A 23,378-nucleotide genomic window follows, 5' to 3' on the forward strand; every position below is an offset into this window, starting at 1 on the left:
CAACGCGCTGAAACAGCGCGTGACCTTCGCCGACATGGACGAGTTTTACTACTTGTCGCGGGCGATTCTGGTGAAGGACGAACGGCATTTCGACAAGTTCGACCGCGCGTTCGGCGCCTACTTCAATGGTCTGGAAAAACTCGACGATCACTTGCAGGCGCTGATTCCCGAAGACTGGTTGCGCAAGGAGTTCGAGCGCTCGCTGACTGACGAGGAACGCGCACAGATCCAGTCCCTCGGCGGCCTGGACAAACTGATCGAAGAGTTCAAGAAGCGCCTGGAAGAACAGAAGGAGCGCCACGCCGGCGGTAATAAATGGATCGGCACCGGCGGCACCAGCCCATTCGGTTCCGGCGGTTTCAACCCGGAAGGCATTCGGGTCGGCGATGCCGGCAAACGCCAAGGCAAAGCAGTCAAAGTCTGGGATCAGCGCGAGTACAAGAACCTCGACGACTCGGTGGAACTGGGCACGCGCAACATCAAGGTAGCCCTGCGCCGTCTGCGTAAATTCGCCCGCCAGGGCGCGGCGGAAGAACTGGACATCGACGGCACCATCGACCACACCGCCAAGGACGCCGGCCTGCTCAACATCCAGATGCGCCCGGAACGGCGCAACACAGTGAAGCTGCTGTTGCTGTTCGACATCGGCGGCTCGATGGATGCGCACGTGAAGATCTGCGAAGAACTGTTCTCGGCCTGCAAGACCGAGTTCAAGCATCTGGAGTACTTCTACTTCCACAACTTCATTTATGAATCGGTGTGGAAGAACAACATGCGCCGCACTTCCGAGCGTTTCTCGACTCAGGATCTACTGCACAAGTACGGCGCCGACTACAAAGTGATCTTCATTGGCGACGCGGCCATGGCGCCTTATGAAATCACCCAGGCCGGCGGCAGCGTCGAGCACTGGAACGAGGAGCCGGGCTACCTGTGGATGCAGCGCTTCATGGAGAAGTACAAGAAGCTCATCTGGATCAACCCGTATCCGAAAGATACGTGGGGCTATACCTCGTCGACCAATATCGTGCGAGATTTGATCGAGGATCAAATGTATCCGCTGACCCTGCGTGGGCTTGAGGAAGGGATGCGGTTTCTGTCCAAATAATTGTTGTTGTCTGGACTGGCGCCATCGCGGGCAAGCCCGCTCCCACAGGTATCGGTGGTGTACATAAATTTCGAGTACAACTCGGACACTGTGGGAGCGGGCTTGCCCGCGATGCTTTTAGCGATTGATAAAGCGCTGCAAATACTCGACATGCTCGCGGTGCGCGACGTCCTGCACCACCGGCCTCAACCTCACCTTGGCCCCCGGCAAACACTGCGCCAGCCGCGCCAATGCCAACGGCGTCAGCGCCCCCAATCGCGGATAGCCGCCAATGGTCTGCCGATCGTTGAGCAGCACAATCGGTTGCCCATCCGGCGGCACCTGCACGGCCCCCAACGGAATACCCTCGGAAATCATCGGCTGGCCGTGATACTGCAACGCCTTGCCGAGCAAGCGAATGCCCATGCGATCGGCGCGACTGTCGAGCGTCCACGCGCTGTTGAACAGATCAAACAGACTCTGCCCGCTGAACTCGCCGATCTGTGCACCGAGCACCAGATCCAGCGGCGTATTCAGCCGTAGATCCGGACGATATTCCATCGGCACCTCACGAACCAGCAAGGTGTGTCCCTGATAAGTCAGCGTCGCGCCTTTGGCCAACGGCAAGCCCATGCCATCCAGACCGCCGAGCTCTTCGCGCACCACCGTGGCACTGCTGCCCAACACCTTCGGCGCGTCGAATCCACCGGGTGCGGCAAGATAAGCACGGGCGCCGAGCAGCGGCTGGGTGAACTGCAACTTCTGCCCTTGGGCCAGTTTGAAACTGCGCCACGGCGCCACTGGCTGCCCGTCGATCTGCGCGCCGAGATCGGCTCCGGCCAATGCCAGCAAGCAGTCCTCCTCAGCCACCACGGCAAACCCGCCAAGGGTAATTTCGACCACCGGCACGTCCAGCCCATTGCCCAGCAGCCAATTGGCCCAACTCATCGAACACCCGTCCGCCGCGCCGCCCTGGGTGACGCCCAGATGCCGCACGCCAAAACGTCCTGCGTCCTGCAACAGGCACAGCGGCGTGCTCGCTTCAATCTTCAGTCGGCTCATTCCAGCGCCTCCAGAGGCGTGTCATCGCCGCCCAAACGGATGAATTCGGCATGGCTCACCGCTTCGAAACGCACAGTGTCACCAGGTTGCATCAGGCTGTAGCCATCGCGGTTACGGTCAAACAGCTTTGCGGGCGTGCGGCCAATCAGGTTCCAGCCGCCGGGGGAGACCACGGGATAGGCGGCGGTCTGGCGTTCGGCGATACCGACGCTGCCGGCCGCGACTTTTTTCCGTGGGGTGCTCAGCCGTGGCGCCGCCAGAATCTCTTCGACCAACCCCATGAAAGCGAAACCCGGCGCAAAGCCGAGCGCGAACACCTGATATTCCCTGGCGCTGTGACGGCGAATCACCTCCTCCAGCGCCAGACCGCTGCGCTCGGCGAGCAGGCTCAGCTCCGGCCCGACACTCAGGTCGTACCAGACCGGCAGCACATGACACTGGCCGCCGGTTCGCGCATTCGGCGACAAGTCGACCAGCGCTTGCGCAATCAACTCCCGCGCCTGATTCGGACTCAATGAAGTCAGGTCGTAATGCACCATCAACGTCGTATAGGACGGCACCAGATCAATCAACTGCGTGCCGAAAGCCTGACGCAACCGCTCGCTGGCCGCCAGCATCCATGGCATGTTGGCCTCGGCAATTTCATCGAACAGACGCAGCATCAGGCAATCCAGTGCCACCACTTCAATCCTTGGGTTCATTGCGCATCCTGCTGATTCAGGGCCTCGCGAATGCGTTGCACGGCGGCGACCGAACTGGCGTTGTCGCCGTGTACGCAGAGGGTGTTGGCTTGCAGGCGCAAGGCGCTGCCATCGTTGGCGATCAGATTGTCACCACGGGCAATCGTCAGCGCTTGTTCGATGATGATCTCGGGATCGTGATGCACCGCGCCCGGCAGTTGCCGTGAAACCAGTTTGCCGGCGCTGTCATAGGCGCGATCAGCGAAGGCCTCGAACCATAGCGTGAGGCCGTACTCATCACCGATCTGCTGCGCAGCGCGATTGTCACGAGTGGCCATCAGCATCAGCGGCAGACTGCGGTCGTAAGCCGCCACGGCCTGAATCACCGCGCGCAATTGCGCCGGGTTCGCCATCATGTCGTTGTACATCGCACCGTGGGGTTTGACGTAACTGACTCGCCCGCCCTGGGCGCGGCAAATGCCGTCGAGGGCGCCGATCTGGTAATGCAGAATGTCTTGCAGTTCCTGCGCGGAGTACGCCATCGAACGGCGGCCGAAGCCGACCAGATCCTGATAGGCCGGATGGGCGCCGATCTGCACGCCGTGACTCAGGGCCAGGCTGACGGTTTTGCGCATGATGCTCGGGTCGCCGGCATGGAAGCCGCAGGCGACGTTGGCGCAATCGATGAAGGGCATGACTTCGGCATCCAGACCCATGGTCCAGCTGCCGAAACTCTCGCCAATGTCGCAGTTCAATAACAGGCGGCTCACGGTAAACACTCCTGTAGCTTTTTGTCTTTCTATCCGTAGGACATTACCCGTCGGGCAGTGCCTCGCAGGTTAGCAGTTACTGTGCATCGAGTTGCTTGCCGCGAGTCTCCGGCAGGCTCAAGGCCGCGAGAATCACCACGCCGTAGGACACTGCAGCGAACGCACCGATGCCCATGCTCAACGGCACTTTCTGGCTGAGCAGACCAATCAGCAGCGGAAACAATGCGGCCAGCGCGCGACCGATGTTGTAGCAGAAGCCTTGCCCGGAACCACGAATCCGCGTTGGAAACAGCTCGGTGAGAAACGCGCCCATGCCGCTGAAGATCCCTGAAGCAAAAAAGCCCAACGGAAAGCCCAGCCATAACATCACAGCGTTGCTGACCGGCATTTGCGTGTACAGCAGAACGATGGTGAACGAGCCCACCGAGAACAGGACGAAGTTCTTTTTGCGCCCCAGCAGATCGGTCAGATAGGCGCTGATCACATACCCGACGTAGGAACCGACGATCACCATGGCCAGATAGCCGCCGGTGCCGAGCACGCTCAAGCCGCGTTCATTTTTCAGGAAGGTCGGCAGCCACGAGGTGATTGCGTAGTAACCACCTAGCGCACCGGTGGTCAGCAGCGAGGCACGGAATGTGGTGAAGAGCATGCCGGGGGCAAAAATCTCGTAGAACTTCGCCGGGTTCTCGGGTGTTTGTGCAGCCTTGGCTTCGCGGTAAATCTCCGGATCTTTCACCAGTCGACGGACGAAAATCACGAAAATCGCCGGGACGATGCCGAGAATGAACAGCGCGCGCCAGGCGTCTTCCGGCGGTAGCACCGAGAACAACAGCGCATACAGAATCGCCGTCAGCCCCCAACCCAAAGCCCAACCGGATTGCACCATGCCCACCGCTTTGCCGCGATCCTTGGCGCGGATCACTTCACCGATCAGCACCGCACCGGCGGTCCATTCGCCACCGAAACCGAAGCCCATCAGGGTGCGGGCGATCAACAATTGTTCGTAGTTCTGGGCGAAGCCGCAGAGGAAGGTGAAGAAGGCAAACCACAACACGGTCAGTTGCAGGGTGCGCACGCGACCGATGCGGTCGGAAAGGATGCCGGCAACCCAGCCGCCGATGGCCGAGGCGATCAAGGTGCTGGTGTGGATCAGCCCGGCTTCACCGGTGGTGATGCCCCACATCGCAATCAGCGTTGGCACCACGAAGCTGAGCATCTGCGTGTGCATGCCGTCCAGACCGTAACCGATCTTGCAGCTCCAGAACGTGCGGCGCTCCTGTTGATTGATGTTGCGGTACCAGTCGAACGGCCCCGGACGCGCCGCTGCCTTGGGTAAATCAATGGTGTCGGGAGCACTCATGGCAAATCTCCGCAGGTTTTTATTGGTCTTGTTCGCAGATCCCGCGACGCCTATCGTGGGAACCGGATGCGCCGATTTTTGGGCGCGCCGCCCTGCTGCGTCCAACGAATAAAAACCCGCCTTAGGCATAAGAAAAATTTGTCACCCGAGCCTTTGCCATGAACCTGAAGTTTCTCGAGACCTTTGTCTGGGTCGCCCGGCTGAAGAGTTTTCGCCTGACCGCCGACAAGCTGTTCACCACCCAGGCGTCGATTTCCAGCCGTATCGCGGTGCTCGAAGGTGAGCTGGGGGTGAAGCTGTTTTTGCGTGATTCTCGCGGGGTCAGCCTGACGCCCGAAGGCTTGAAAGTGCTGGACTATTCCGAGCAGATGCTCGACACCATGAGTGCGCTCAAGCAATCGATCGAAACCCGTTCGAGCAAGGTCGGCCGGGTGCGTATCGGGGTGATGGACACGGTGATCCACACCTGGCTGAGCCCATTGGTGGCGCAGATGACCGATCTCTATCCACGCGTGGAAATCGAGCTGGTGGCGGATACCTCGCTGAACCTCTGCGATCAGCTGCAAAAAGGCTTTCTCGATCTGATCCTGCAAACCGATCTGGTGCGCCATGAAAGCGTGCGCAGCCTGGAGCTGGCCAGCCATCCGCTGGGCTGGATTGTCGCCAGTAATTCGATCTACAACCGCGAGTACGCCGATCTGGCCGAACTGGCGCAGGAACGGATCATCACCTATTCGAAAAACTCGCGGCCGCATCAGGACATTCTGGCGTTGATGCAGGCAAATGGCGTGCTGGCACCGCGATTGAATTGTGTGAATTCGGTATCGGCGATTACGCGGTTGTTGCGTGATGGATTTGGTATTGGCGTGTTACCGCCCGTGCTGGTGGCGGAGGAATTGGCGCGGGGGGAACTGACATTGTTGGCCATTGATCAGCGGCCGCCGGACTTGCAAGTGGTGGTGTCGTGGCGAGTGGGGGTTGAGTGGGTCGAGGAGATTGTGACGTTGTGTCAGCAGGTGTTGGCGGGGTATGCGCACAAAGTGGGTGAAAACTACATCACCCTCACTGACTGATCACACCTGTGGTGAGGGGATTTATCCCCGATGGGCTGCGTAGCAGCCCTCAAACCTGCAGCATCAGGTTTACCTGACACACCATAGGGGGCCGCTTTGCGCCCCATCGGGGATAAATCCCCTCACCACAAAATCCCCTCACTTCAACGGATTGTGCAGGCCTTACAACCCGCGCACGTCGCGATCTTCGATCGGCCGGCTCTGGCGCAGACGCTTGCCGCCCAGCACCACCCAGTCAATCAGACGGAACAGGCATTCAATCCCGAACGACAGCAGCAGCGCGCCACTCATGCCCCAGATCATCGCCTCTGGCGTCAGCAGAATCTGGTAGCTGTAGCCATTCCAGGTTTCCTTGCGGATGTCCGGATCAGCGGCCAGCACCACTTGCAGGAAGCGGATGTACCACGGGCCCTGCATCGCCTGGTATTGCTTGTCCAGCGCCAGCTGACGATTGAGCAAGGTGCTCAGGCTGTCGGCGTCGCTGCGAAATACCGGATCTTCGCTGGCGCGGTAATGCGCAACCAGCGCCTGCAAGTCGCCTTTGAAAAACTGCTCGGCAGTGCCCTGAAACCCGCGCAGGCCGGTCTGCGCTTCGATCAGATGAGCCTCGACGCGTTTCGCATAATCGCTGATGAACCCCGGCACCTGGACACCGATCAACAGGCCCGCCGCAAACAACACCAGCCGTAGATAACTGAGCAACATGGGGTGCAATCCTTATTCGGTCTTGCCTTGGCTGACGCATTCGCCGCGTCGCCACAGGCTCCATTGGCCCGGTTCGTAGCGGGTCCAGGTTTCGTTTTCGGTCAGAGGTTCGGTGGCGATCACCGTGACCACGTCGTTGGGCGTGGTTTCCGCCTGGAAGTCGACGATCACATCGACGTCCTTCAGGCGAGCCGGGCCGAACGGTGCGCGTCGAGTGATCTGCGCCAGTTTGGTCGAGCAATAGCAGAACAGCCAGTCGCCGTCGCTGAGCAGGCAGTTGAACACGCCTTTGCTGCGGTATTCGGCGCACGCGGCGACCAGATCCGGCAGCAGCACTTCTATATCGACCGGTTCCGGGAATGCTGCACGCACACGATTGAGCAAATCGCAGAACGCCGCCTCGCTGTCGGTATCGCCGACCGGGCGGTAGAAACTTTTGATCGGGGTGAAATCGGCGAGCTGGCCGTTGTGCGCGAAGCACCAGTTGCGCCCCCACAGTTCACGGACGAACGGGTGAGTGTTGGACAGGCAGACCTTGCCGACGTTGGCCTGACGAATGTGGCCGATGACCACTTCGCTCTTGATCGGGTAACGCTGCACCAGGTTGGCGACTTCGGATTCGCAACTCGCCGCCGGATCCTGAAACAGCCGCAGGCCACGGCCTTCATAGAAAGCGATACCCCAACCGTCGCGGTGCGGGCCGGTGCGACCGCCGCGCTGCATCAGGCCGGTGAAGCTGAACACGATATCGGTCGGCACGTTGGCACTCATGCCCAGTAATTCACACATGTGCGGACTCTCGGATTACAGACGCGGCTCGACCCGCATGCGCTGCGGATTGTTCGGCACTGGCGGGCGACCATAACGATCATCACCGGCACCACCGAACGGTTGATCGTCGTCTCGATCCTCGGACCGGGCCGCTGCCTTGGCGGCTTCAGCCTGTTCGCGGCGAGCTCTGGAAGCGCGCTCGATCGGGAAGCGGATCAACACGAAGATCAGGTAAATGCCAAAAGCGATCATGCCGTACATGAACAGATCGGAGATTGCGCGCCAGGCGTTGTTACCGACCTTGAAGGCCAGATCCAATGCGGTGATGGCGATGGCCGGCGCAACCTTTTCCTTCACCGGATCAATGATGGTCGGGCTGAACAGCAACACCGCCATCAACACGCGCAACGGTTCGCGCAGCCAGCGCCACATCCAGGTGGTCAGGCGCATCCATACCAACAGGCAGCCTACAGCGGCAAAGGCGTAGAGGCCCCAGGCGATCAGATAGTCGTTCTCGGTCATGGTGTCCATGGCAAGGCAGGCAAAGAGGCGCTTATAGTAACGACTTTTCGCCCGTCAGGCTTGTCCCAATAGACATGCAACCTGTGGGAGCGAGCCTGCTCGCGATGAGGCCGGCACATTCAGCACCTATGTTGTCTGGCCGTCCGTCATCGCGAGCAGGCTCACTCCTACAGGGTCTGCGGCGGTATCAATATCAGCGAAAAACCCTATTCCGAACATTGTCCGAGAGCCTTCCATGCCCGTATCCGCCAACGTCATCAGTGCCCCGATTGCCCACAAGGCACCCGGCGCCGACCCGTATGCCTGGCTGCAGGAGCGTGACACCGACGCGGTGCTCGACTACCTCAAGGCCGAAAACGCTTACCAGGAAGCGCAAACCGCCGATCAGGCCGAGCTGCGCGAAAGCCTGTTCGAAGAGATCAAGGGCCGGATTCTTGAAACCGACCTGTCCCTGCCCTCGCCGTGGGGCCCGTATCTGTATTACACGCGCACCACTGCCGGTGACGAATACGCCCGGCACTACCGCTGCCCGCGTCCGGCGGACGACAGCCTGACCCTCGATGAAAGCCGCGAGCAACTGTTGCTCGACCCGAACGTGCTGGCCAATGGCGGTTTCTTCTCGCTGGGCGCGTTCAGCATCAGCCCCGATCACCAGCGTCTGGCCTACAGCGTTGATGCCTCGGGCGATGAGATCTACACGCTGTTCGTCAAAGAACTGGCCAACGACAAAGTCAGCGAACTGGAGTTCGAAGACTGCGACGGCAGCATGACCTGGGCCAACGACAGCCTGACGCTGTTCTTCGGCGTGCTCGACGACACCCATCGCCCGCACAAACTGTTCCGCTACCGCCTCGACGGTACCGCTGCCGAAGAAGTTTTCCACGAGCCGGACGGGCGTTTCTTCCTGCACTGCTACCGCGCAAGCTCCGAACAGCAGTTGCTGCTGTCGCTGGGCAGCAAGACCACCAGCGAAATCTGGGCGCTGGACGCCAACCAGCCGCAGCTGCCATTCGCTTGCCTGGCGCCACGGGTCGAGGATCACGAATACGACGTCGACCATGGCCTGCTCGATGGCGTATGGACATGGTTTATCCGCACCAACCGCGATGGCATCAACTACGCCCTGTATCAGGCGCCAGACACTGGCGTGGTGCCGACGGAGGCCGATTGGCAACAGCTGATCGCGCACAGCGACACGGTGATGCTCGACGGTGTGAGCCTCAACAGCGAGGCTATGACCCTGAGCCTGCGCGAAGGTGGCTTGCCGATCATCGAAGTTCACCCACACGGCGTGGCGCCTTATCGCGTGCAATTGCCGGACGCGGCCTACAGCCTCTACGTGCAAAACAGCCTGGAATTCGATAGCGACCGCATTCGTCTGCGCTATGAGGCGTTGAATCGCCCGGCTCAGGTCCGCCAATTGATACTGGCCAGCGGCGAACAGACCGTCCTGAAAGAAACCCCGGTACTCGGCCCGTTCGATGCCGACGCTTACGTCAGCCAACGCCTGTGGGCGAGCGCGCCGGACGGTACGCTCGTGCCGATCAGCCTGGTGATGAAACGCGAAATGGTCGGCAAACCGGTGCCGCTGTATCTCTATGGTTATGGCGCTTACGGTTCGAGCCTAGACCCGTGGTTTTCCCACGCACGTCTGAGTCTGCTCGATCGCGGTATGGCCTTCGCCATCGCCCACGTACGCGGTGGCGGTGAACTGGGTGAAGCCTGGTATCGCGCAGGCAAGCAGGAACACAAACACAATACTTTCAGCGACTTCATCGCGTGCGCCGAGTTTTTGATCCTCAACGGCATCACCACGGCGGAAAAACTGGCGATCAGCGGTGGCAGCGCCGGTGGTCTGTTGATCGGCGCGGTGCTCAACCAGCGCCCGGATCTGTTCGGTGTGGCGATTGCCGAAGTACCGTTTGTCGACGTCCTCAACACCATGCTCGACCCGGAGCTGCCGCTGACCGTCACTGAATACGACGAGTGGGGCAACCCGCAGGAACCGGAAGTCTATGATCGGATCAAGGCCTATGCACCGTACGAAAACGTCAGCGCTCAGGCGTATCCGGCAACGCTGGTGATCGCCGGCTACAACGACAGCCGCGTGCAGTACTGGGAAGCGGCCAAGTGGGTGGCAAAATTGCGCGCGACGAAGACCGACGACAATGTGCTGCTGCTCAAGACTGAATTGGGCGCCGGCCATGGCGGAATGAGCGGGCGTTATCAGGGATTACGTGACGTAGCGCTCGAATACGCATTTGTGTTCAAGGTTTTGGGCATCGTCTGAGGAACTCCGTCGGTCACTTGGGTCTTAACTCCAGACCCAAGAGGCCGATACCTCACAGATCTCCGTGAGAACCGGTCCCCTCACCACAAAAAGGGTTCCCACGGGATCCGTGTACAGCCTCGAAAATGTGAAAACAAAAAGATTGCCACGACATGTCAGAACCCACCTTACTCAACAACGAAATTCGCGACTGGCTGATGGATTGCGGCCTGTTCGATCAATTGCAACTGGCCGATTTCGCAGCGGCATCCGGCTACTTCAGCATCAGCACCGTGGCTGAAGGCGAAGCGATTTTCCGCGAGGGCGATGCCGGCAGCTTCATGTGCATCCTCCACACCGGCCAGGTCGCCGTGCAGAAAACCGGCGCCGACGGCCAGGTCATCACCATGGCCACCCTGCGCAGCGGTCGGGCGTTCGGCGAAATGGCCGTGCTGGACGGCGAAAGGCGTTCTGCGACGTGCGTGGCAGCGAGCAATTGCCAACTGCTGAACCTGGGCAAGGACTCGCTGGAAAAAATGCTCAACGACGCGCCGAAGATCGCCGCCAAGATCATCCGCGCCCTCGCCGTCTCTCTCTCCAAACGCCTGCGCATGGCCGACGGCCAATTGGCGGCGCAGCAGATTTAACCGCCCGGGGATTTGGCCTTGGTGCCGCTCGGTTCAATGCCCGGCACCGCTTGATCCTTGCTCGGCGGACTGGGCATTTCGATCGGCACCAGCGGCGGGCTGCCACTGCCGGCGCCCGACTTGGGAATGTTGATCGGCGTGATCTGCGGATACGGTGTCGGTGTTGCGGTTCCGGGCGAGCCAGGCTGCGGCGCCGGGCTGACCGGAACAACCTGCTGTGCCTGCACGGCAGTAATCGAGAGCGCGGCCAGGGCAATGACCGTTAGAATGGTGCGCTTCATCAAGGGCTCCGTTGGCCTTAGTCTGCGCTCAGGCTACTCCCAACGGGCCTGCTTGCCTTCCCCCTTGTAGAGATTTCCATGAAACGTTTCGTTCTGCTCGACACCACCCCGATCCCTGAAAGCGGCGGTGCCCTGTGCCTGTTCGAGTATGGCGAGGATTTCGTCATCAAGATCCAGGGCGGCGACGGCGGGCAATTGATGAACACGCGTATGCACGGTTCCGAAGATGCGCTGGCCGAGATTCCTTGTCGCAAGGTGGCTGGCCGGCCGAACTCGCGGGTGCTGATCGGTGGGCTCGGCATGGGTTTCACCCTCGCCTCGGCGCTCAAGCATCTGGGTAAAACCGCCGAAGTGGTGGTCGCTGAGCTGGTGCCCGGCGTGGTCGAGTGGAACCGTGGCCCGCTCGGCGAAAAGTCCGGGCGGCCATTGCTTGATCCGCGCACGGTGATCCGTCAGGACGATGTGGCCAAGGTGCTGCAAAGCGAGCCGAACGGCTTCGACGCGATCATGCTCGACGTCGACAACGGCCCCGAAGGCCTGACCCAAAAGGCCAACAGCTGGCTGTATTCCGCCGCTGGTTTGAATGCCTGTGCCAAGGCCCTGCGTCCCAAAGGCGTACTCGCCGTATGGTCGGCCAGCGCCGATCGGCTGTTTTCCGACAAATTGAAGAAGGCCGGTTTCAAGGCCGAAGAAGTGCAGGTGTTCGCCCACGGCAACAAGGGCACCCGCCACACGATCTGGATTGCCGAGAAACTCAAGGGCTGAGCTAAACTCTGCACATAACCGTCATTAGTCTTTTACAAAGGTGAACCCATGAGTTCGTCCACCCCAACCAACACGTCGAAGCTGGATCGCATCCTCGCCGACAACCAGCGCGACAAGGAAATGGGCTACCGCGACAAGGCCCTGAAGATGTATCCGCACGTCTGTGGCCGCTGCACCCGCGAGTTTTCCGGCAAGCGCCTGAGCGAACTGACCGTGCACCATCGCGACCACAACCACGACAACAACCCGCAGGACGGCTCGAACTGGGAGCTGTTGTGCCTGTACTGCCACGACAACGAGCACTCGCGCTATACCGATCAGCAGTATTTCAGCGAAGGCTCGCTGAGCACGCCGAAAATCGCCAAGGCAACGCACAACCCGTTCGCCGCCCTGGCCGGGCTGATGAAGAAAGAAGACTGATCTTCATCGCCTGAATTGGCCTCATCGCTGGCAAGCCAGCTCCCACAATGATTTTGGTCGCTCACAAATTTTGTGTACACCCGAGATACCTGTGGGAGCTGGCTTGCCAGCGATGAGGTCAGAGCAGACAGCGCAAATCCTGAATCTGCCCGCCCTCCCCCAATCCCCGTATAATCGCCGTCTTTTTCCCGAAGGCACCCCGCTCGTGGCAGACAAACGTTACAGCTGCATTGGTTTGTACAACCCCAAGTCACCGGAGAACGTCGGTTCGGTGATGCGCGCCGCAGGCTGTTACGGCGTGGCGTCGGTGTTCTACACCGGCAAGCGCTATGAACGCGCCGCCGATTTCGTCACCGATACAAAACGCGTGCACTACGACATCCCGTTGATCGGCATCGATGATCTGAAAAAGATCCTCCCGCTCAACTGCGTGCCCGTCGCCGTGGAACTGGTCGAAGGCGCCCGTCCGTTGCCGGAATACACCCACCCTGATCGCGCGCTGTACATCTTCGGTCCCGAAGACGGCTCGCTGGACAAAGAGATTCGCGACTGGTGCGAAGACGTCGTGTACATCCCGACCACGGGCTGCATGAACCTCGCCGCCACGGTCAACGTCGTGCTCTACGACCGCATGGCCAAGGGCCTGAATACCCGCTCCGGGCCGAAATTCCGCTGAAGCGTCGCACATCCGATGGAACAAGCGGACCGCTCTGGCAGTCAGCTTGTTTATCCATTACTCATTGCCTGGAGAAAGATCATGAGCGAACTCAAACGTGTCGAGCGTATCGAATCCACCCCGTTCCAGAGCCGTTCCGAGCAGAACGTGGAAGGCTGGGAGCGCATCGGATCCTTGGCCGGCGGCGTGATCATGGTCGGCAAGGGCCTGCGCCGTGGCGGGGTGTTCGGGTTGATTCAGGTGGCGATTGGCGGCGTGGCCATGGCTCGTGGGATTACCGGGCACAGTTCGGTGAAAAGCCTGATCGAGAAAAGCCGTCAGGACATGAACAACGTGCGGGCGAAGATCGAACGCGCGGGTGAAGAACTGAGCAAGCTGAAGGCCAATGCCGAAGCAGCGACCAGTACCGCCACCGTTACCGGCAATGATTCGGTGAAATCGCCGAAAGCCGGGGTTTGATCCAGGATTTGCTTTGGGGCTGATGACCCCATCGCTGGCAAGCCAGCTCCCACAGGTCTTGTGGTGATCACATATTTTGTGTCCGACCTAAAACACTGTGGGAGCTGGCTTGCCAGCGATGGCGGAGTTACTGAAGTAACGCGGTATCGAGGACTTTGGAAGACTCGCCGAGAACACTCTCGGCCAGTTGCACAAATTCCTTGGTACTCACCGTCCCCAAATGCATCGCCCCGCGCAACACGTCATCCAGCGAGCGCTTGTTGCGTGTCTTCAAACGAATCTCGCCATCCAGTTCCTGCAACACCACCACCGCTTTCGCCACCTGCGCCGGGCTGATCTGCTCGCCACGCAAGGTTGTAACCTTCTGGCTGTCCTTGGCCAATTTCGCCTGTAACGCCTGATAACGCTCATCGCTCATACCACCGGCACGGCGTACCAGTTCGATCGCGTAATACTCGGCAAACCCTTCGCTGATCCAGTCGCTGCGCTGCTCGTCATTGATCCGGCCGAACACCTGCGCCAACTCACGCACCAAGGCACTGCTGCCGCTTTCACTGACCAGCGGCAGGCGCGTATTGAGATAGATCGACTCGTGTGCGCCGAGGCTGCCGCGCCACATCGGATCATTGGCGCCGACGATCAGCAACTTGGTCGGATGACGCGGATACAGCGCTTGTACCTGCGGCCAGACAAACGTCAACAACGTCAGCACGTCCATCCGCCGCATGCCCTGCCCTTGCGGCGACGCCACGGTGACCTCGGTTTCACCCAGGCGCGTGCGCCGGCTGCCGAGATGGCCGGCAAGCATCCAGCCCGTCGGGCGATCGAACAGACGTGAGGGATTGTCGATGCGGAATTTGTTCTTGCCGATGCGTGGCCAGGCGGTTTCGACGCTTTTCCAGCCCTCGGGCAGTTCGAATTGCAAGCGCGAGACCAGTTCGGTGCCGTCCTGTTGATCGAGTTTGGCCGACGGCACCAGTTCGTCGCCGCGCATCAACGCCCAGGTTGACGTCATACGGGTGTCGAAACTACCGCTCTTGCGGCCGTGGCTGATGCGCACGCGGTAGGTCAGGCTGGCCTTGTCGCTGGTCGGACGCCAGACGCCACGGGCCTGTTTGCCGGGCGTCAGCAGCCATTGGCCGTCCGCCTTGAAGTCGCTGTAATGACTGCCGTCGCCGAGGTCGAAATCAAGGCTGCGCACCGCTTCACCTTTGGCCAGGGTCAGGCGCACTTCAGCCTGATCGCTCTGTGGCAACAGGCGTACGTGGTAATCCAGATCGACTTTCTTCGCCGCCCATGCCGGCGCGCTGAGCGCCAACAGCGCAACCATCAACGCCCGCTGCAATCCCACAGCCATACCCACTCCTTGTTGAAATCTGGATTTGCGGGCGTTTAACCCGCCCGGAAAATCAGGTGATCTTCCCAGTCATCCTCCGGCACGCTGCCCTCGGCGAGCATGCGCCCGGACTGCGAAATCCGCTCGTGGTGCACCGCGTCGCGGTCGCCGCAGACCAGGTGATGCCAGAGTGGCAGGTCCTTGCCTTCGCTGACCAGACGATAGCCGCAGGTCGGCGGCAACCATTTGAACTCTTCGGCCTGGCCCGGGGTGAGCTGGATGCAATCCGGGACAAACTTGATGCGGTTCGGGTAATCGCTGCACTGGCAGGTTTTCAGATCGAGCAGTTTGCAGGCGATGCGAGTGTAATAAACGCTGTTGTCCTCTTCATCCTCGAGTTTTTGCAGGCAGCACAGACCACAGCCGTCGCACAGCGATTCCCACTCCTCGTGATCGAGTTGATCGAGGGTTTTGCGTTTCCAGAACGGTTCGACTTTGGCGACCATGGCTCAAGCATCAACATCAGGTGGTGAAAAGGCCGCCAGTCTAGTGCTCCAGGCCTTGCGGGCCAAGCGCTGGCGACTGCCGGTTGCGCAGCACTTGTCAGTTTTTGTGACGGCGAGTAGCTTTGCCAGTCGCAGGAGCCTTGCCCGGGAGCCATTAACGCTCGACCACGTTGCATCCCGGTGAACTGACACGGCTCGGAAAATCCCATCGTTCAGCGCAACTGATCCCGCCGGGTTTTCGTTCGAATCTTTTACTCAAACGTAGCAAGGAATTTCTTGATGAGTGCCAACCCTCGCGTTGCCGAATACGCCATTCACCCACAGTTCACCGACCGCTGGTCGCCCCGCGCCTTTACCGGTGAAGCGATCCCGGAAGAAACCCTGCTGAGCTTTTTCGAAGCGGCGCGCTGGGCGCCATCGGCCTATAACTCGCAGCCGTGGCGCTTTCTGTACGCACGTCGCGATACGCCGAACTGGGAGCGTTTTCTCGGTCTGCTGAACGAATTCAACCGTGGCTGGGCGCAGCACGCTTCGGCGCTGGTGATCGTGATCTCGAAAACCACCTTCGCCGTGCCGGGCGCCACTGAAGAAACGCCGGCGCTGTGGAGCACCTTCGACACCGGTTCGGCGTGGGGTCATCTGGCGCTGCAAGCCAGCATCAGCGGCTGGCATACCCATGGCATGGCCGGCTTCGATCAGGAGCTGACGCGCAAGGAGCTGAACATTCCTGAGGGTTATGCGCTGCATGCCGCAGTGGCCGTCGGCAAACTTGGCGACAAATCGACGCTGGCGGATTACCTGCAAGCGCGTGAAGAGCCGAGCCCGCGTCGCCCGTTGAGCGAACTGGCGGCAGAAGGCGACTTCACCCTGTAAGCCACAACGCAAAAAAACTATAGGAGTGAGCCTGCTCGCGATGAGGCCGTGTCAGTCGACATTAATGTTGTCTGACACACCGCTATCGCGAGCAGGCTCACTTCTGCATTGTTTGCGGTGAATCAGTAACCGCGGTTGAAATCCACTTCCCCGCGCAACGCTTCACCCGCCTGATACGCCCGCAGATTCTCGACAAACAACTGCACCATCAACGCCGGTGAAGTCGGTGCCGAGCTGTGACCGGTCAACAGCAAACCCCAGGCCGTCCAGAACGGATGACGTTGCGGCAACGGTTCCTGACGGCAGACGTCGATCACCGCGCCCGCCAGATGCCCTTCCTTCAAGGCCTCCACCAGATCCGCATCAACCACCGCCACACCGCGCCCGACGTTGATGAACAACCCGGTCGGCTTGAATTGCTTGAACAGCGCCGCGTCGTAGATATCGTGGGTGTGTTCGGTGTTCGGCAGCAGGTTGACCACGTAATCGACCTCGCCCACCAGACGCGGCAGATCCGCCATCGAGCCGACTTCAACGAACGGTGCCTGCTCACGGGCGCTGCTGGCGATACCGTACAGTTCGACGCCGAACGGCAACAGGAACTGCGCAACGCTCTGGCCGATGTCACCGGTGCCGACGATCAGCACCTTGCGTCCGACCAGGCTCTGGCCGGTGCGGTTGTCCCATTTGCGCTCGACCTGGCTGACCAGCCGCGCCAGCACTTCGCGTTCGTGGCCGAGCATGTAAGTCAGCACGTATTCGGCCATCACCTGGCCAAAAATCCCCACCGCGCGGGTCAAGCGGTAATCCCGACGCAAGCCATCAGCGAGCAGCGGCGTGATGCCGGCCCAGGTCGATTGCAGCCATTGCGGTTGATGGCCCTGGCGCAACAGGGTCGCGAGCAGATCCGGTTGCCCCAGCCATACCGGGCAATCGGCGGCCTGACGGGCCAGTTCAGCGGAGTCGCCGCTGGTCAATACTTCAAGCTCCGGCGCTGCCTGACGCAGCAGCCGGGCGTATATCGCGTGGTCGTGTTCAGCAATCAGAACGCGCATCTTCAAACCTTTCGCAAACCGTGCAGACAGCCGCCGCTTTCAGGGCGGCCATCGCGGTAAAAACAGTTCCAGGGTTAACAGAGGCCCAGAACAGGGCCTCGCCGATCAGACCGGGTCGTTGCGGCGCAGCAACTCTTCGGGCAAGTGCTCGATGTACTCGTCCTCGGCCGGTGGCATTTGCAGGTGATAGCCCTGCTTGTCGAGGTTTTCCAGGACCACGACGATGTCCTCACTGGCCAGTTTGCGCTCAGGCGTCAACACCAGACTGAAGGAAAATATGGCTTTGCCGAAAGCCGCCATCAACGCCTCGGGCACGCGTTCCAATTCATCGCTCTTGAGCACATAGAGGTACATGCCTTTGCGCTTCGAGCTTTGGTAAATAGAGCAAATACGTTTCAAGGCTGTTCTCCGGCGGTGGCCAGGCTGTCGAGCAGCTTCTGGCCCATGAGTTCGCGGCGCCAGCCACGCAACGACTCAGGCAATTGGTAAGGACCCTCGGGGTAGCCGCTTTTGACCAGCGCTTCGAGGGTTTTCTTGCGCAGCATCAGCTCTGGGGCAATGCCCAGACGCTCGGCCTCAGCCTGGCCCAATGCGCGCAGTTGTTTGATCAACGCTGCCGCTTCGATCGGCAATGGCTCTGCTACAGCAGGCGGCCATTGATCAGGCCCCACACTGCCAGAGCGCTTGATCAGATCAAGCAGAAATTGACCGTCCTGACGCACGGTACGCGGGTGCATGTCTTCGATCTTGCCCAGCGCGGCGAGGTTGTCCGGTTGGGTACGCGCCAGCGGCCACAGCGAATGCTCGCGAACGATGCGGTTGCGTGGCAGATCGCGGGCACGGGCTTCTTTTTCACGCCAGGCGCACAGTTCACGCAGTACAGCCAACTGGGCGCGAGACAGTTTCCACGCCAGTTTGGCCTCGCGATAAACCTCGTAAGGGTCGGTTTCGCGACGCAGGTTGGCGACCAGTTCGGCGCCGTCTTCCAACACCCAGGCGAACTTGTCGTCAGACAGTTTCGGCCGCAGCTGGACGAAAACCTCCGCCAGATGCACGGCATCTTCAGCGGCGTAGCTGATTTGCGTGTCGGACAACGGACGCTGCAGCCAGTCGGAGCGGGTTTCGCCTTTCGGCAGTTCGATGCCGAGCACTTCCTGCACCAGTCGCGAATAGCCCATCGAGAACCCTAGGTTCAGGTAAGCAGCGGCCAATTGCGTGTCGAACATCGGCGCCGGCAGGCTGCCGGTCAGGCGCAACAGGACTTCGAGGTCTTCGCTGCACGCGTGCAGGACTTTGAGCACTGCCGGGTTTTCCAGCAATGCGGCCAGCGGTTGCCAGGCATTGATGGTCAGCGGATCTATCAGGTAGGCGCGTTTGCCGTCGCCGACCTGCAACAGGCCGGCAATCGGGTAAAAGGTGTCGACCCGCATGAATTCGGTGTCGAGGGCCACGAAAGGCAGCTGCTGCCACTCGGCGCAAAATTGCGCGAGGCTTTCGTTGTCGCGAATCCAGTGAATATCGATGGCCACACGGCTCTCCCTTGAAGAATGGCGCGCAGTATATATCGCCACTGGCGATTTACGCGCCTGCGAAGGGCAAGAGCTGTAACGAAATGTCCTGCCAAAGAGCAAGAATAGTCTGACAGAGGAAACGGACAGGCCCGTCGCGTCAGAACGACAGGCCTTAAACGGCTCAGTCCTTGGCCAGCACGCCGTCAATCACCGCGCCACGGCATCCGGCAAACAGGTCCAGATCCGGCTGATAGACCTTGCTGCGCACCTCCAGCAGACCAAGCATCGAGTGGAACAGATTGTCCTGACTCAACGGTTTGTCACGACTCATTTGCAGGCAATGGGTGTCGACCGAATAAGCCTTTTGATAGTTGTCGGAGAACCACGCGAGCATCGCCACATGCTTTTGTTGCTCGGGTGCCAGCATGTAAGGCGTGCCATGCAGGAACAAGTTGTACTCGCCCAGCGACTCACCGTGATCAGACAGATACAACATCGCAGTATCGACTTTGTCCTGATTGTTGCGCAACACATCGATCAGGCTCGACAGCACATGATCGGTATAGACCAGGGTGTTGTCGTAACCGTTGACGATACTTTCGCGGCTGCAATTGTTCAGCGCGTTACTTTCACAGACCGGCGTGAAGTGCTCGTATTCCTTTGGATAACGCTTGAAGTATTCCGGGCCGTGACTACCCATCTGATGCAGGACCAGCACGGTGTCCTTGTCCAGATGATCGATAAAGCCTTGCAGACCTTGCAGCAGGATTTCGTCGCGGCACTCACTGTTGGCGCACAGCGTCGGGTCCTTCAAGTTGCTGACATCCTGCAAGGTGACCCGATCACAGGTGCCCTTGCAGCCGGACTGGTTATCACGCCAGATCACGTCGATGCCGGCACGTTTGAGCACGTCAAGCAGGCCTTCTTCGTTCTTCGCCTTGCTGGCGTCGTAATCCTTGCGGCCCATGTTGGAAAACATGCACGGTACCGAGACCGCGGTTTCAGTGCCGCAGGAATGCACATCGGTGAAAGCGATCAGCCCGGCTTCCTTGTCCAGTTTCGGCGTGGTGTCCCGGCCATAACCGAGGATGCCGAAGTTCTCTGCACGGGCACTTTCCCCCACCACCAGTACGGTCAGGGATTTGCGCGGCTGGACTTTCAGATCCGGGTTGCGTTGTGCGTCTTCGCCAATTTTCACGAACGTTTGCTGCGCCGAGACGACCTGCTCCCGCAGGTAACCGGCCGACGCGCCAATGTAGTTGCTCGGCACGAGCATCAGGCGCAGTTCATGGTGATTACGAAACAGCGAAGACAATCCCTGATAGTTGGCCAGCGCCACACCACCGATGACCGCGACCGAGGCCACACTGACGATAACTTTACTGAGCAGTTCGTGATGCCAGCGACGATAGTTGACTGGAACTTTCCATAACAACCACGACGGTAAAACGCCTAACAACAAGACATACACAAACAACTTCAACGACAACAAGTCACGCACTTCCGTGACGTTGGTTTCAGCAAAGTTACGAAACATGCCCGAATCAATCATCACGCCATACTGGCTCATGAAATAAGCCACGCCGGCGCTGATCAAGAACATCAAAGTCAGGATGGGTTTAAGCAGCGGACGAAAGGCCAGAAAAGTCAGCACGATGTTGAACGCGGCAAAGATCATCACGGCGAAAGCCACGCGCATGGCGATGCCTTTGCCATCCGCCGCGGTAATCTCGAACAAATGCTGCCAGAGCACAAAGTTGAAACCGAGCAAAAGAAAGGCACTGGCAATCAACGTCACCCATTCCGGGCGCACGGTTTTTAACTTCAACATAGAGGTGGGCAATTCCTGAAAAGAAGCGCCTGGGTTAATTGTGAAAAACTCATTAACCGAGGCATAACAAACTTTAGGCAGGCAACCATCAATTTTTTGTGAAAAAGACGCCAACGATTAGTTGGCAGGTGGCTATAACGCGAACTTGTGAAGTATTTGAGAATGATTCAGCTCTGGTTAAGTTTTGGACCAGACACTTTCTGTGGGAGCGGGCTTGCTCGCGAAGAGGTCGGCACATTCCGCACTGAGGGTGACCGCCCCCACCGCTTTCGAGAGCAAGCCCCCTGCCACAAGGAGAGAAGTGTTATCGACTTTTTAAATACTGCTCGGGATTTTCTGGTTTGTCCGGTGCGACAGCCGGGCGCCTAATTGTCAGCCTCTCGCTCATAGGTCTGAAGATGGAAAACGTCCGCACCACCGCCCGCCCCGCTCTCTGGCTGATGCTCGCCATCATTCTGGTCGCACTTAATCTGCGTCCATCGATGGCCGCGGTCGGGCCATTGCTCTCGGCCATTCGCGGCGATATCCCGTTGAGTTACAGCCTCGCGTCGCTGCTGACCATGCTGCCGGTGATGGCCATGGGCATGGCGATGTTTTTCGGCATTAGCATCAGTCAGCGTCTGGGTGAGCAGCGCACGGTGCTGCTGTCGCTGCTGATCATCGGGTTGGCAACACTGGCGCGGCTGTTTGTCGATTCTGCGGCGGAGCTGATTATCAGCGCGGTGCTGGCGGGAATCGGCATCGCGCTGATTCAGGCGTTGATGCCGGCGCTGATAAAAGCACGTTTCCCGGACAACGTGGCGCTGTGCATGGGCTTGTACGTGACCTCGATCATGGGCGGCGCGGCCCTTGCCGCCTCGTTCGCCCCACTGGTGATGGTGCAAACCGGAAGCTGGCGCGTAGGGTTGGCCATTTGGGCAGCGCTGGCGTTGTTCGCCTTGCTGTTCTGGTGGTCACAACGCACCCATCTGCCAAACGCCGTCAGCGCTGCCGCGAAGAAAGAATCGTTTTTCGCCAATTCCCGCGCCTGGTTACTCGCGGTCTTCTTCGGTCTGGGGACGGCGTCCTACACCTGTGTGCTCGCCTGGTTGGCGCCGTACTACGTTGAAAAAGGCTGGAGTGAACAGAACGCCGGTCTGCTGTTGGGTTTTCTGACGGCCATGGAGGTGATTTCCGGCCTGGTGGTTCCGGCCATCGCCAATCGCAGTCGTGACCGGCGCGTGGTGTTGATGGCGCTGCTCGGATTGATCATCGTCGGCTTCTGCGGGTTGATCCTCAGCCCGCACCATCTCAGCCTGCTGTGGCCCTGTCTGTTGGGGCTGGGTATTGGCGGACTGTTTCCGATGAGCCTGATCGTCTCGCTCGACCACCTCGACAATCCACAGCGTGCCGGCGGCCTTACCGCTTTCGTGCAAGGCATTGGTTATCTGATTGCCGGCCTCTCCCCTCTGCTGGCGGGGATGGTTCGTGATCAACTCGGCAGCTTCGAATGGGCGTGGTGGTCGCTGACAGCGGTGATGGTGGTCATGCTGCTGATGGTGCTGCGCTTTAATCCGCGACATTATACGCAGCATATTCGATGATCGCAGAAGCCCATGAGCTAGAGGCCTCTGGCCATCTTTGCGCGGATTATTCAGCGACGTCGTGTTGCTAAAACTTTCTGTCCCACAACTGTCCGTGAAATGTCCTACAGGGGTTTCTCCTAGTACCATCGTTCCGTTAGGATCGTTCGCACACGTTTGCGCGGATTCAGCGCAAGGAGCACAGCGAGACAGTACGGATGCTGAACAGTAACTTGCTTCGAAAGCTCGACATGCAGGACCTCATGGTGTTTATCGCCGTGTATGAGCAGAGCAGCGTCACCGATGTGTCGGAAACGCTGTTCGTCAGTCAATCCACCGTCAGTTATTGCCTGAAAAAACTGCGTACCAGTTTCGAAGACGAGCTGTTCATCAACACCCGTACCGGCATGCGCCCGACCTACAAGGCCTGCAGCATGTACAGCCATGTGCAGAAAATCCTCGAAAGTATCAACCTGTGCCACGCCGGTGCCCCGGCATTCGATCCGAGCCGGCAAGCCGTCACCTTCAACATCTGCGCCCCGGAGTACTTCGAGCAACTGATCCTGCCGCGTCTGTTGAAGCGTTTCGACTACGATGACTTGCCAGTAATGGTCAACATGCACAAGTTCGAAACCGACGTGCCGGCCGATGAACTGCGTGACGGCAGTCTCGACCTGGTGATCAGTTTCGGCCCGAACTTTCACCGCAATCACACTGACCTGAAGTCGCGGATGCTGCTTGAAGATGATCTGGTCTGCGTCTTCGATAAACGTGCCACACCACTGGAACCACGCCTGAGCCTGCAAGCCTTCACCGAACGCCGGCATGTCTTTCCGACACCCTGGACGTCCACCACCAACATGGTCGATGGCTGGCTGGCACGGCAGGCGCAGAAACGTCAGATCGTGGCACGCTCCAACAGCTATAGCGCCGCACTGAAAATGATTACCGGCACCGATTTCATCCTCACCCTGCCCCGGCGCATCCAGCGTTTACTGACCAAAGAAGCCATCTTCAATCACTGTGAGGCGCCGAATGGCCTGCCGGGGTTCACTCTCGACATGCAATGGAGCCAGCACGCCGACCATGACAGCGCCAACATCTGGCTGCGCGAACAAGTGATCAAGGTGTGCAGCGAACTGGAAGCCGCCTGAAGC

The 23,378-nt window shown here is 59.6% G+C and carries 25 protein-coding genes; 11 read left to right on the plus strand and 14 right to left on the minus strand.

Annotation, left to right across the window (positions count from 1 at the left end; translation table 11 throughout):
• On the plus strand, positions 1–1,105 hold a 1,105-nt coding region (locus ACIONG_RS07235), incomplete at its 5' end, for a VWA domain-containing protein (protein WP_401297730.1).
• A gap of 117 nt (positions 1,106–1,222) precedes the next feature.
• Here the strand turns inward: ACIONG_RS07235 and ACIONG_RS07240 are convergent.
• The 4 genes from ACIONG_RS07240 to ACIONG_RS07255 form a co-directional block, all read right to left on the minus strand.
• Entirely contained in the window at positions 1,223–2,146 is a 924-nt protein-coding gene (locus ACIONG_RS07240) for a biotin-dependent carboxyltransferase family protein (RefSeq protein ID WP_401297733.1), read from the minus strand.
• Positions 2,143–2,847, minus strand: coding sequence for a 5-oxoprolinase subunit PxpB (gene pxpB, locus ACIONG_RS07245; protein WP_401297736.1), 705 nt, complete (start codon positions 2,845–2,847; stop codon positions 2,143–2,145). Before pxpB ends, ACIONG_RS07240 begins: the two co-directional genes overlap by 4 nt.
• Positions 2,844–3,596 carry a 5-oxoprolinase subunit PxpA gene (locus ACIONG_RS07250; protein ID WP_401297739.1) on the minus strand — a complete coding sequence of 251 codons (753 nt, stop codon included), beginning with the start codon at positions 3,594–3,596 and terminating at the stop codon, positions 2,844–2,846. Before ACIONG_RS07250 ends, pxpB begins: the two co-directional genes overlap by 4 nt.
• 76 nt (positions 3,597–3,672) lie before the next feature.
• Entirely contained in the window at positions 3,673–4,959 is a 1,287-nt protein-coding gene (locus tag ACIONG_RS07255) for an MFS transporter (protein WP_401297742.1), read from the minus strand.
• A gap of 158 nt (positions 4,960–5,117) precedes the next feature.
• Between ACIONG_RS07255 and ACIONG_RS07260 the strand changes: the two genes are divergently transcribed.
• Entirely contained in the window at positions 5,118–6,032 is a 915-nt protein-coding gene (locus tag ACIONG_RS07260) for a LysR family transcriptional regulator (protein ID WP_401297745.1), read from the plus strand.
• Between the two features lie 162 nt (positions 6,033–6,194).
• Here the strand turns inward: ACIONG_RS07260 and ACIONG_RS07265 are convergent, their stop codons facing one another.
• From ACIONG_RS07265 to ACIONG_RS07275, 3 genes are read right to left on the minus strand one after another with little or no spacing between them, the layout of a single operon-like run.
• Positions 6,195–6,737 (minus strand): DUF2937 family protein, encoded by a 543-nt coding sequence (locus ACIONG_RS07265; RefSeq protein WP_103306150.1) that lies wholly within the window; start codon positions 6,735–6,737, stop codon positions 6,195–6,197.
• 12 nt (positions 6,738–6,749) lie between these two features.
• Positions 6,750–7,526 carry a class II glutamine amidotransferase gene (locus ACIONG_RS07270; protein WP_100847538.1) on the minus strand — a complete coding sequence of 259 codons (777 nt, stop codon included), beginning with the start codon at positions 7,524–7,526 and terminating at the stop codon, positions 6,750–6,752.
• Positions 7,527–7,541: 15 nt separating this feature from the next.
• On the minus strand, positions 7,542–8,039 hold the full coding sequence (locus ACIONG_RS07275) for an MFS transporter (RefSeq protein WP_213027855.1): 498 nt from the start codon (positions 8,037–8,039) through the stop codon (positions 7,542–7,544).
• Between the two features lie 226 nt (positions 8,040–8,265).
• Between ACIONG_RS07275 and ACIONG_RS07280 the strand changes: the two genes are divergently transcribed.
• Both ACIONG_RS07280 and ACIONG_RS07285 read left to right on the plus strand, forming a co-directional pair.
• Complete coding sequence (locus tag ACIONG_RS07280; RefSeq protein WP_401297749.1) at positions 8,266–10,320, plus strand: S9 family peptidase; 2,055 nt, start codon at positions 8,266–8,268, stop codon at positions 10,318–10,320.
• A 152-nt stretch (positions 10,321–10,472) separates the two neighbouring features.
• Positions 10,473–10,946, plus strand: a complete 474-nt coding sequence (locus ACIONG_RS07285) for a cyclic nucleotide-binding domain-containing protein (RefSeq protein ID WP_103306147.1) — start codon at positions 10,473–10,475, stop codon at positions 10,944–10,946.
• Here the strand turns inward: ACIONG_RS07285 and ACIONG_RS07290 are convergent.
• Positions 10,943–11,227, minus strand: a complete 285-nt coding sequence (locus tag ACIONG_RS07290; RefSeq protein WP_103306146.1) for a hypothetical protein — start codon at positions 11,225–11,227, stop codon at positions 10,943–10,945. The genes ACIONG_RS07285 and ACIONG_RS07290 overlap by 4 nt on opposite strands.
• Before the next feature lie 78 nt (positions 11,228–11,305).
• On the opposite strand from ACIONG_RS07290, the gene ACIONG_RS07295 reads away from it, so the two are divergent.
• The 4 genes from ACIONG_RS07295 (at position 11,306) to ACIONG_RS07310 (ending at position 13,547) form a co-directional block, all read left to right on the plus strand.
• Entirely contained in the window at positions 11,306–11,992 is a 687-nt protein-coding gene (locus ACIONG_RS07295) for a spermidine synthase (RefSeq protein WP_103306145.1), read from the plus strand.
• A gap of 48 nt (positions 11,993–12,040) precedes the next feature.
• Positions 12,041–12,412 (plus strand): YajD family HNH nuclease, encoded by a 372-nt coding sequence (locus ACIONG_RS07300; RefSeq protein WP_007911336.1) that lies wholly within the window; start codon positions 12,041–12,043, stop codon positions 12,410–12,412.
• Between the two features lie 205 nt (positions 12,413–12,617).
• On the plus strand, positions 12,618–13,088 hold the full coding sequence (locus ACIONG_RS07305) for an RNA methyltransferase (protein ID WP_007911337.1): 471 nt from the start codon (positions 12,618–12,620) through the stop codon (positions 13,086–13,088).
• A gap of 81 nt (positions 13,089–13,169) precedes the next feature.
• Positions 13,170–13,547, plus strand: coding sequence for a DUF2892 domain-containing protein (locus ACIONG_RS07310; RefSeq protein ID WP_213027853.1), 378 nt, complete (start codon positions 13,170–13,172; stop codon positions 13,545–13,547).
• A 127-nt stretch (positions 13,548–13,674) separates the two neighbouring features.
• On the opposite strand, the gene ACIONG_RS07315 is transcribed toward ACIONG_RS07310, so the two are convergent.
• Together ACIONG_RS07315 and ACIONG_RS07320 are read right to left on the minus strand one after the other, a co-directional pair.
• A complete protein-coding gene (locus ACIONG_RS07315) occupies positions 13,675–14,904 on the minus strand; it encodes a hypothetical protein (RefSeq protein ID WP_401297755.1) in 1,230 nt (409 codons plus the stop codon).
• A gap of 35 nt (positions 14,905–14,939) precedes the next feature.
• Positions 14,940–15,389 carry a YcgN family cysteine cluster protein gene (locus tag ACIONG_RS07320; protein WP_103307054.1) on the minus strand — a complete coding sequence of 150 codons (450 nt, stop codon included), beginning with the start codon at positions 15,387–15,389 and terminating at the stop codon, positions 14,940–14,942.
• Between the two features lie 279 nt (positions 15,390–15,668).
• On the opposite strand from ACIONG_RS07320, the gene ACIONG_RS07325 reads away from it, so the two are divergent.
• Positions 15,669–16,262 (plus strand): nitroreductase family protein, encoded by a 594-nt coding sequence (locus tag ACIONG_RS07325; RefSeq protein WP_315447028.1) that lies wholly within the window; start codon positions 15,669–15,671, stop codon positions 16,260–16,262.
• 122 nt (positions 16,263–16,384) lie between these two features.
• On the opposite strand, the gene ACIONG_RS07330 is transcribed toward ACIONG_RS07325, so the two are convergent.
• The 4 genes from ACIONG_RS07330 to ACIONG_RS07345 form a co-directional block, all read right to left on the minus strand.
• Positions 16,385–17,317 carry a D-2-hydroxyacid dehydrogenase gene (locus tag ACIONG_RS07330; RefSeq protein WP_103307058.1) on the minus strand — a complete coding sequence of 311 codons (933 nt, stop codon included), beginning with the start codon at positions 17,315–17,317 and terminating at the stop codon, positions 16,385–16,387.
• Positions 17,318–17,422: 105 nt separating this feature from the next.
• Positions 17,423–17,716, minus strand: a complete 294-nt coding sequence (locus ACIONG_RS07335) for a YcgL domain-containing protein (RefSeq protein WP_103307060.1) — start codon at positions 17,714–17,716, stop codon at positions 17,423–17,425.
• Positions 17,713–18,846 (minus strand): ribonuclease D, encoded by a 1,134-nt coding sequence (gene rnd / locus ACIONG_RS07340; RefSeq protein ID WP_077571546.1) that lies wholly within the window; start codon positions 18,844–18,846, stop codon positions 17,713–17,715. Before rnd ends, ACIONG_RS07335 begins: the two co-directional genes overlap by 4 nt.
• 163 nt (positions 18,847–19,009) lie before the next feature.
• Positions 19,010–20,659 carry a phosphoethanolamine transferase gene (locus ACIONG_RS07345; protein WP_401297760.1) on the minus strand — a complete coding sequence of 550 codons (1,650 nt, stop codon included), beginning with the start codon at positions 20,657–20,659 and terminating at the stop codon, positions 19,010–19,012.
• 398 nt (positions 20,660–21,057) lie between these two features.
• On the opposite strand from ACIONG_RS07345, the gene ACIONG_RS07350 reads away from it, so the two are divergent.
• Together ACIONG_RS07350 and ACIONG_RS07355 are read left to right on the plus strand one after the other, a co-directional pair.
• The gene (locus ACIONG_RS07350) at positions 21,058–22,242 is read left to right on the plus strand and encodes a cyanate transporter (protein ID WP_401297763.1); all 1,185 of its coding nucleotides are present in this window, start codon (positions 21,058–21,060) and stop codon (positions 22,240–22,242) included.
• 197 nt (positions 22,243–22,439) lie between these two features.
• On the plus strand, positions 22,440–23,375 hold the full coding sequence (locus tag ACIONG_RS07355; RefSeq protein ID WP_315447019.1) for a LysR family transcriptional regulator: 936 nt from the start codon (positions 22,440–22,442) through the stop codon (positions 23,373–23,375).
• The last annotated feature ends 3 nt before the right edge of the window (positions 23,376–23,378 follow it).

Origin of the sequence: Pseudomonas sp. NPDC087817 (genome assembly GCF_044742875.1) — a bacterium.
Classification (GTDB): domain Bacteria; phylum Pseudomonadota; class Gammaproteobacteria; order Pseudomonadales; family Pseudomonadaceae; genus Aquipseudomonas.

Coding starts and splice junctions, on each gene's coding strand:
- ACIONG_RS07300 (WP_007911336.1), top strand. CDS start 12,041: ATGAGTTCGTCCACCCCAACCAACACGTCGAAGCTGGATCGCATCCTC.
- ACIONG_RS07270 (WP_100847538.1), bottom strand. CDS start 7,526: ATGTGTGAATTACTGGGCATGAGTGCCAACGTGCCGACCGATATCGTG.
- pxpB (WP_401297736.1), bottom strand. CDS start 2,847: ATGAACCCAAGGATTGAAGTGGTGGCACTGGATTGCCTGATGCTGCGT.
- ACIONG_RS07255 (WP_401297742.1), bottom strand. CDS start 4,959: ATGAGTGCTCCCGACACCATTGATTTACCCAAGGCAGCGGCGCGTCCG.
- ACIONG_RS07280 (WP_401297749.1), top strand. CDS start 8,266: ATGCCCGTATCCGCCAACGTCATCAGTGCCCCGATTGCCCACAAGGCA.
- ACIONG_RS07285 (WP_103306147.1), top strand. CDS start 10,473: ATGTCAGAACCCACCTTACTCAACAACGAAATTCGCGACTGGCTGATG.
- ACIONG_RS07265 (WP_103306150.1), bottom strand. CDS start 6,737: ATGTTGCTCAGTTATCTACGGCTGGTGTTGTTTGCGGCGGGCCTGTTG.
- ACIONG_RS07310 (WP_213027853.1), top strand. CDS start 13,170: ATGAGCGAACTCAAACGTGTCGAGCGTATCGAATCCACCCCGTTCCAG.
- ACIONG_RS07325 (WP_315447028.1), top strand. CDS start 15,669: ATGAGTGCCAACCCTCGCGTTGCCGAATACGCCATTCACCCACAGTTC.
- ACIONG_RS07350 (WP_401297763.1), top strand. CDS start 21,058: ATGGAAAACGTCCGCACCACCGCCCGCCCCGCTCTCTGGCTGATGCTC.
- ACIONG_RS07345 (WP_401297760.1), bottom strand. CDS start 20,659: ATGTTGAAGTTAAAAACCGTGCGCCCGGAATGGGTGACGTTGATTGCC.
- ACIONG_RS07295 (WP_103306145.1), top strand. CDS start 11,306: ATGAAACGTTTCGTTCTGCTCGACACCACCCCGATCCCTGAAAGCGGC.
- ACIONG_RS07260 (WP_401297745.1), top strand. CDS start 5,118: ATGAACCTGAAGTTTCTCGAGACCTTTGTCTGGGTCGCCCGGCTGAAG.
- ACIONG_RS07290 (WP_103306146.1), bottom strand. CDS start 11,227: ATGAAGCGCACCATTCTAACGGTCATTGCCCTGGCCGCGCTCTCGATT.
- ACIONG_RS07240 (WP_401297733.1), bottom strand. CDS start 2,146: ATGAGCCGACTGAAGATTGAAGCGAGCACGCCGCTGTGCCTGTTGCAG.
- ACIONG_RS07320 (WP_103307054.1), bottom strand. CDS start 15,389: ATGGTCGCCAAAGTCGAACCGTTCTGGAAACGCAAAACCCTCGATCAA.
- ACIONG_RS07330 (WP_103307058.1), bottom strand. CDS start 17,317: ATGCGCGTTCTGATTGCTGAACACGACCACGCGATATACGCCCGGCTG.
- ACIONG_RS07355 (WP_315447019.1), top strand. CDS start 22,440: ATGCTGAACAGTAACTTGCTTCGAAAGCTCGACATGCAGGACCTCATG.
- ACIONG_RS07315 (WP_401297755.1), bottom strand. CDS start 14,904: ATGGCTGTGGGATTGCAGCGGGCGTTGATGGTTGCGCTGTTGGCGCTC.
- ACIONG_RS07275 (WP_213027855.1), bottom strand. CDS start 8,039: ATGGACACCATGACCGAGAACGACTATCTGATCGCCTGGGGCCTCTAC.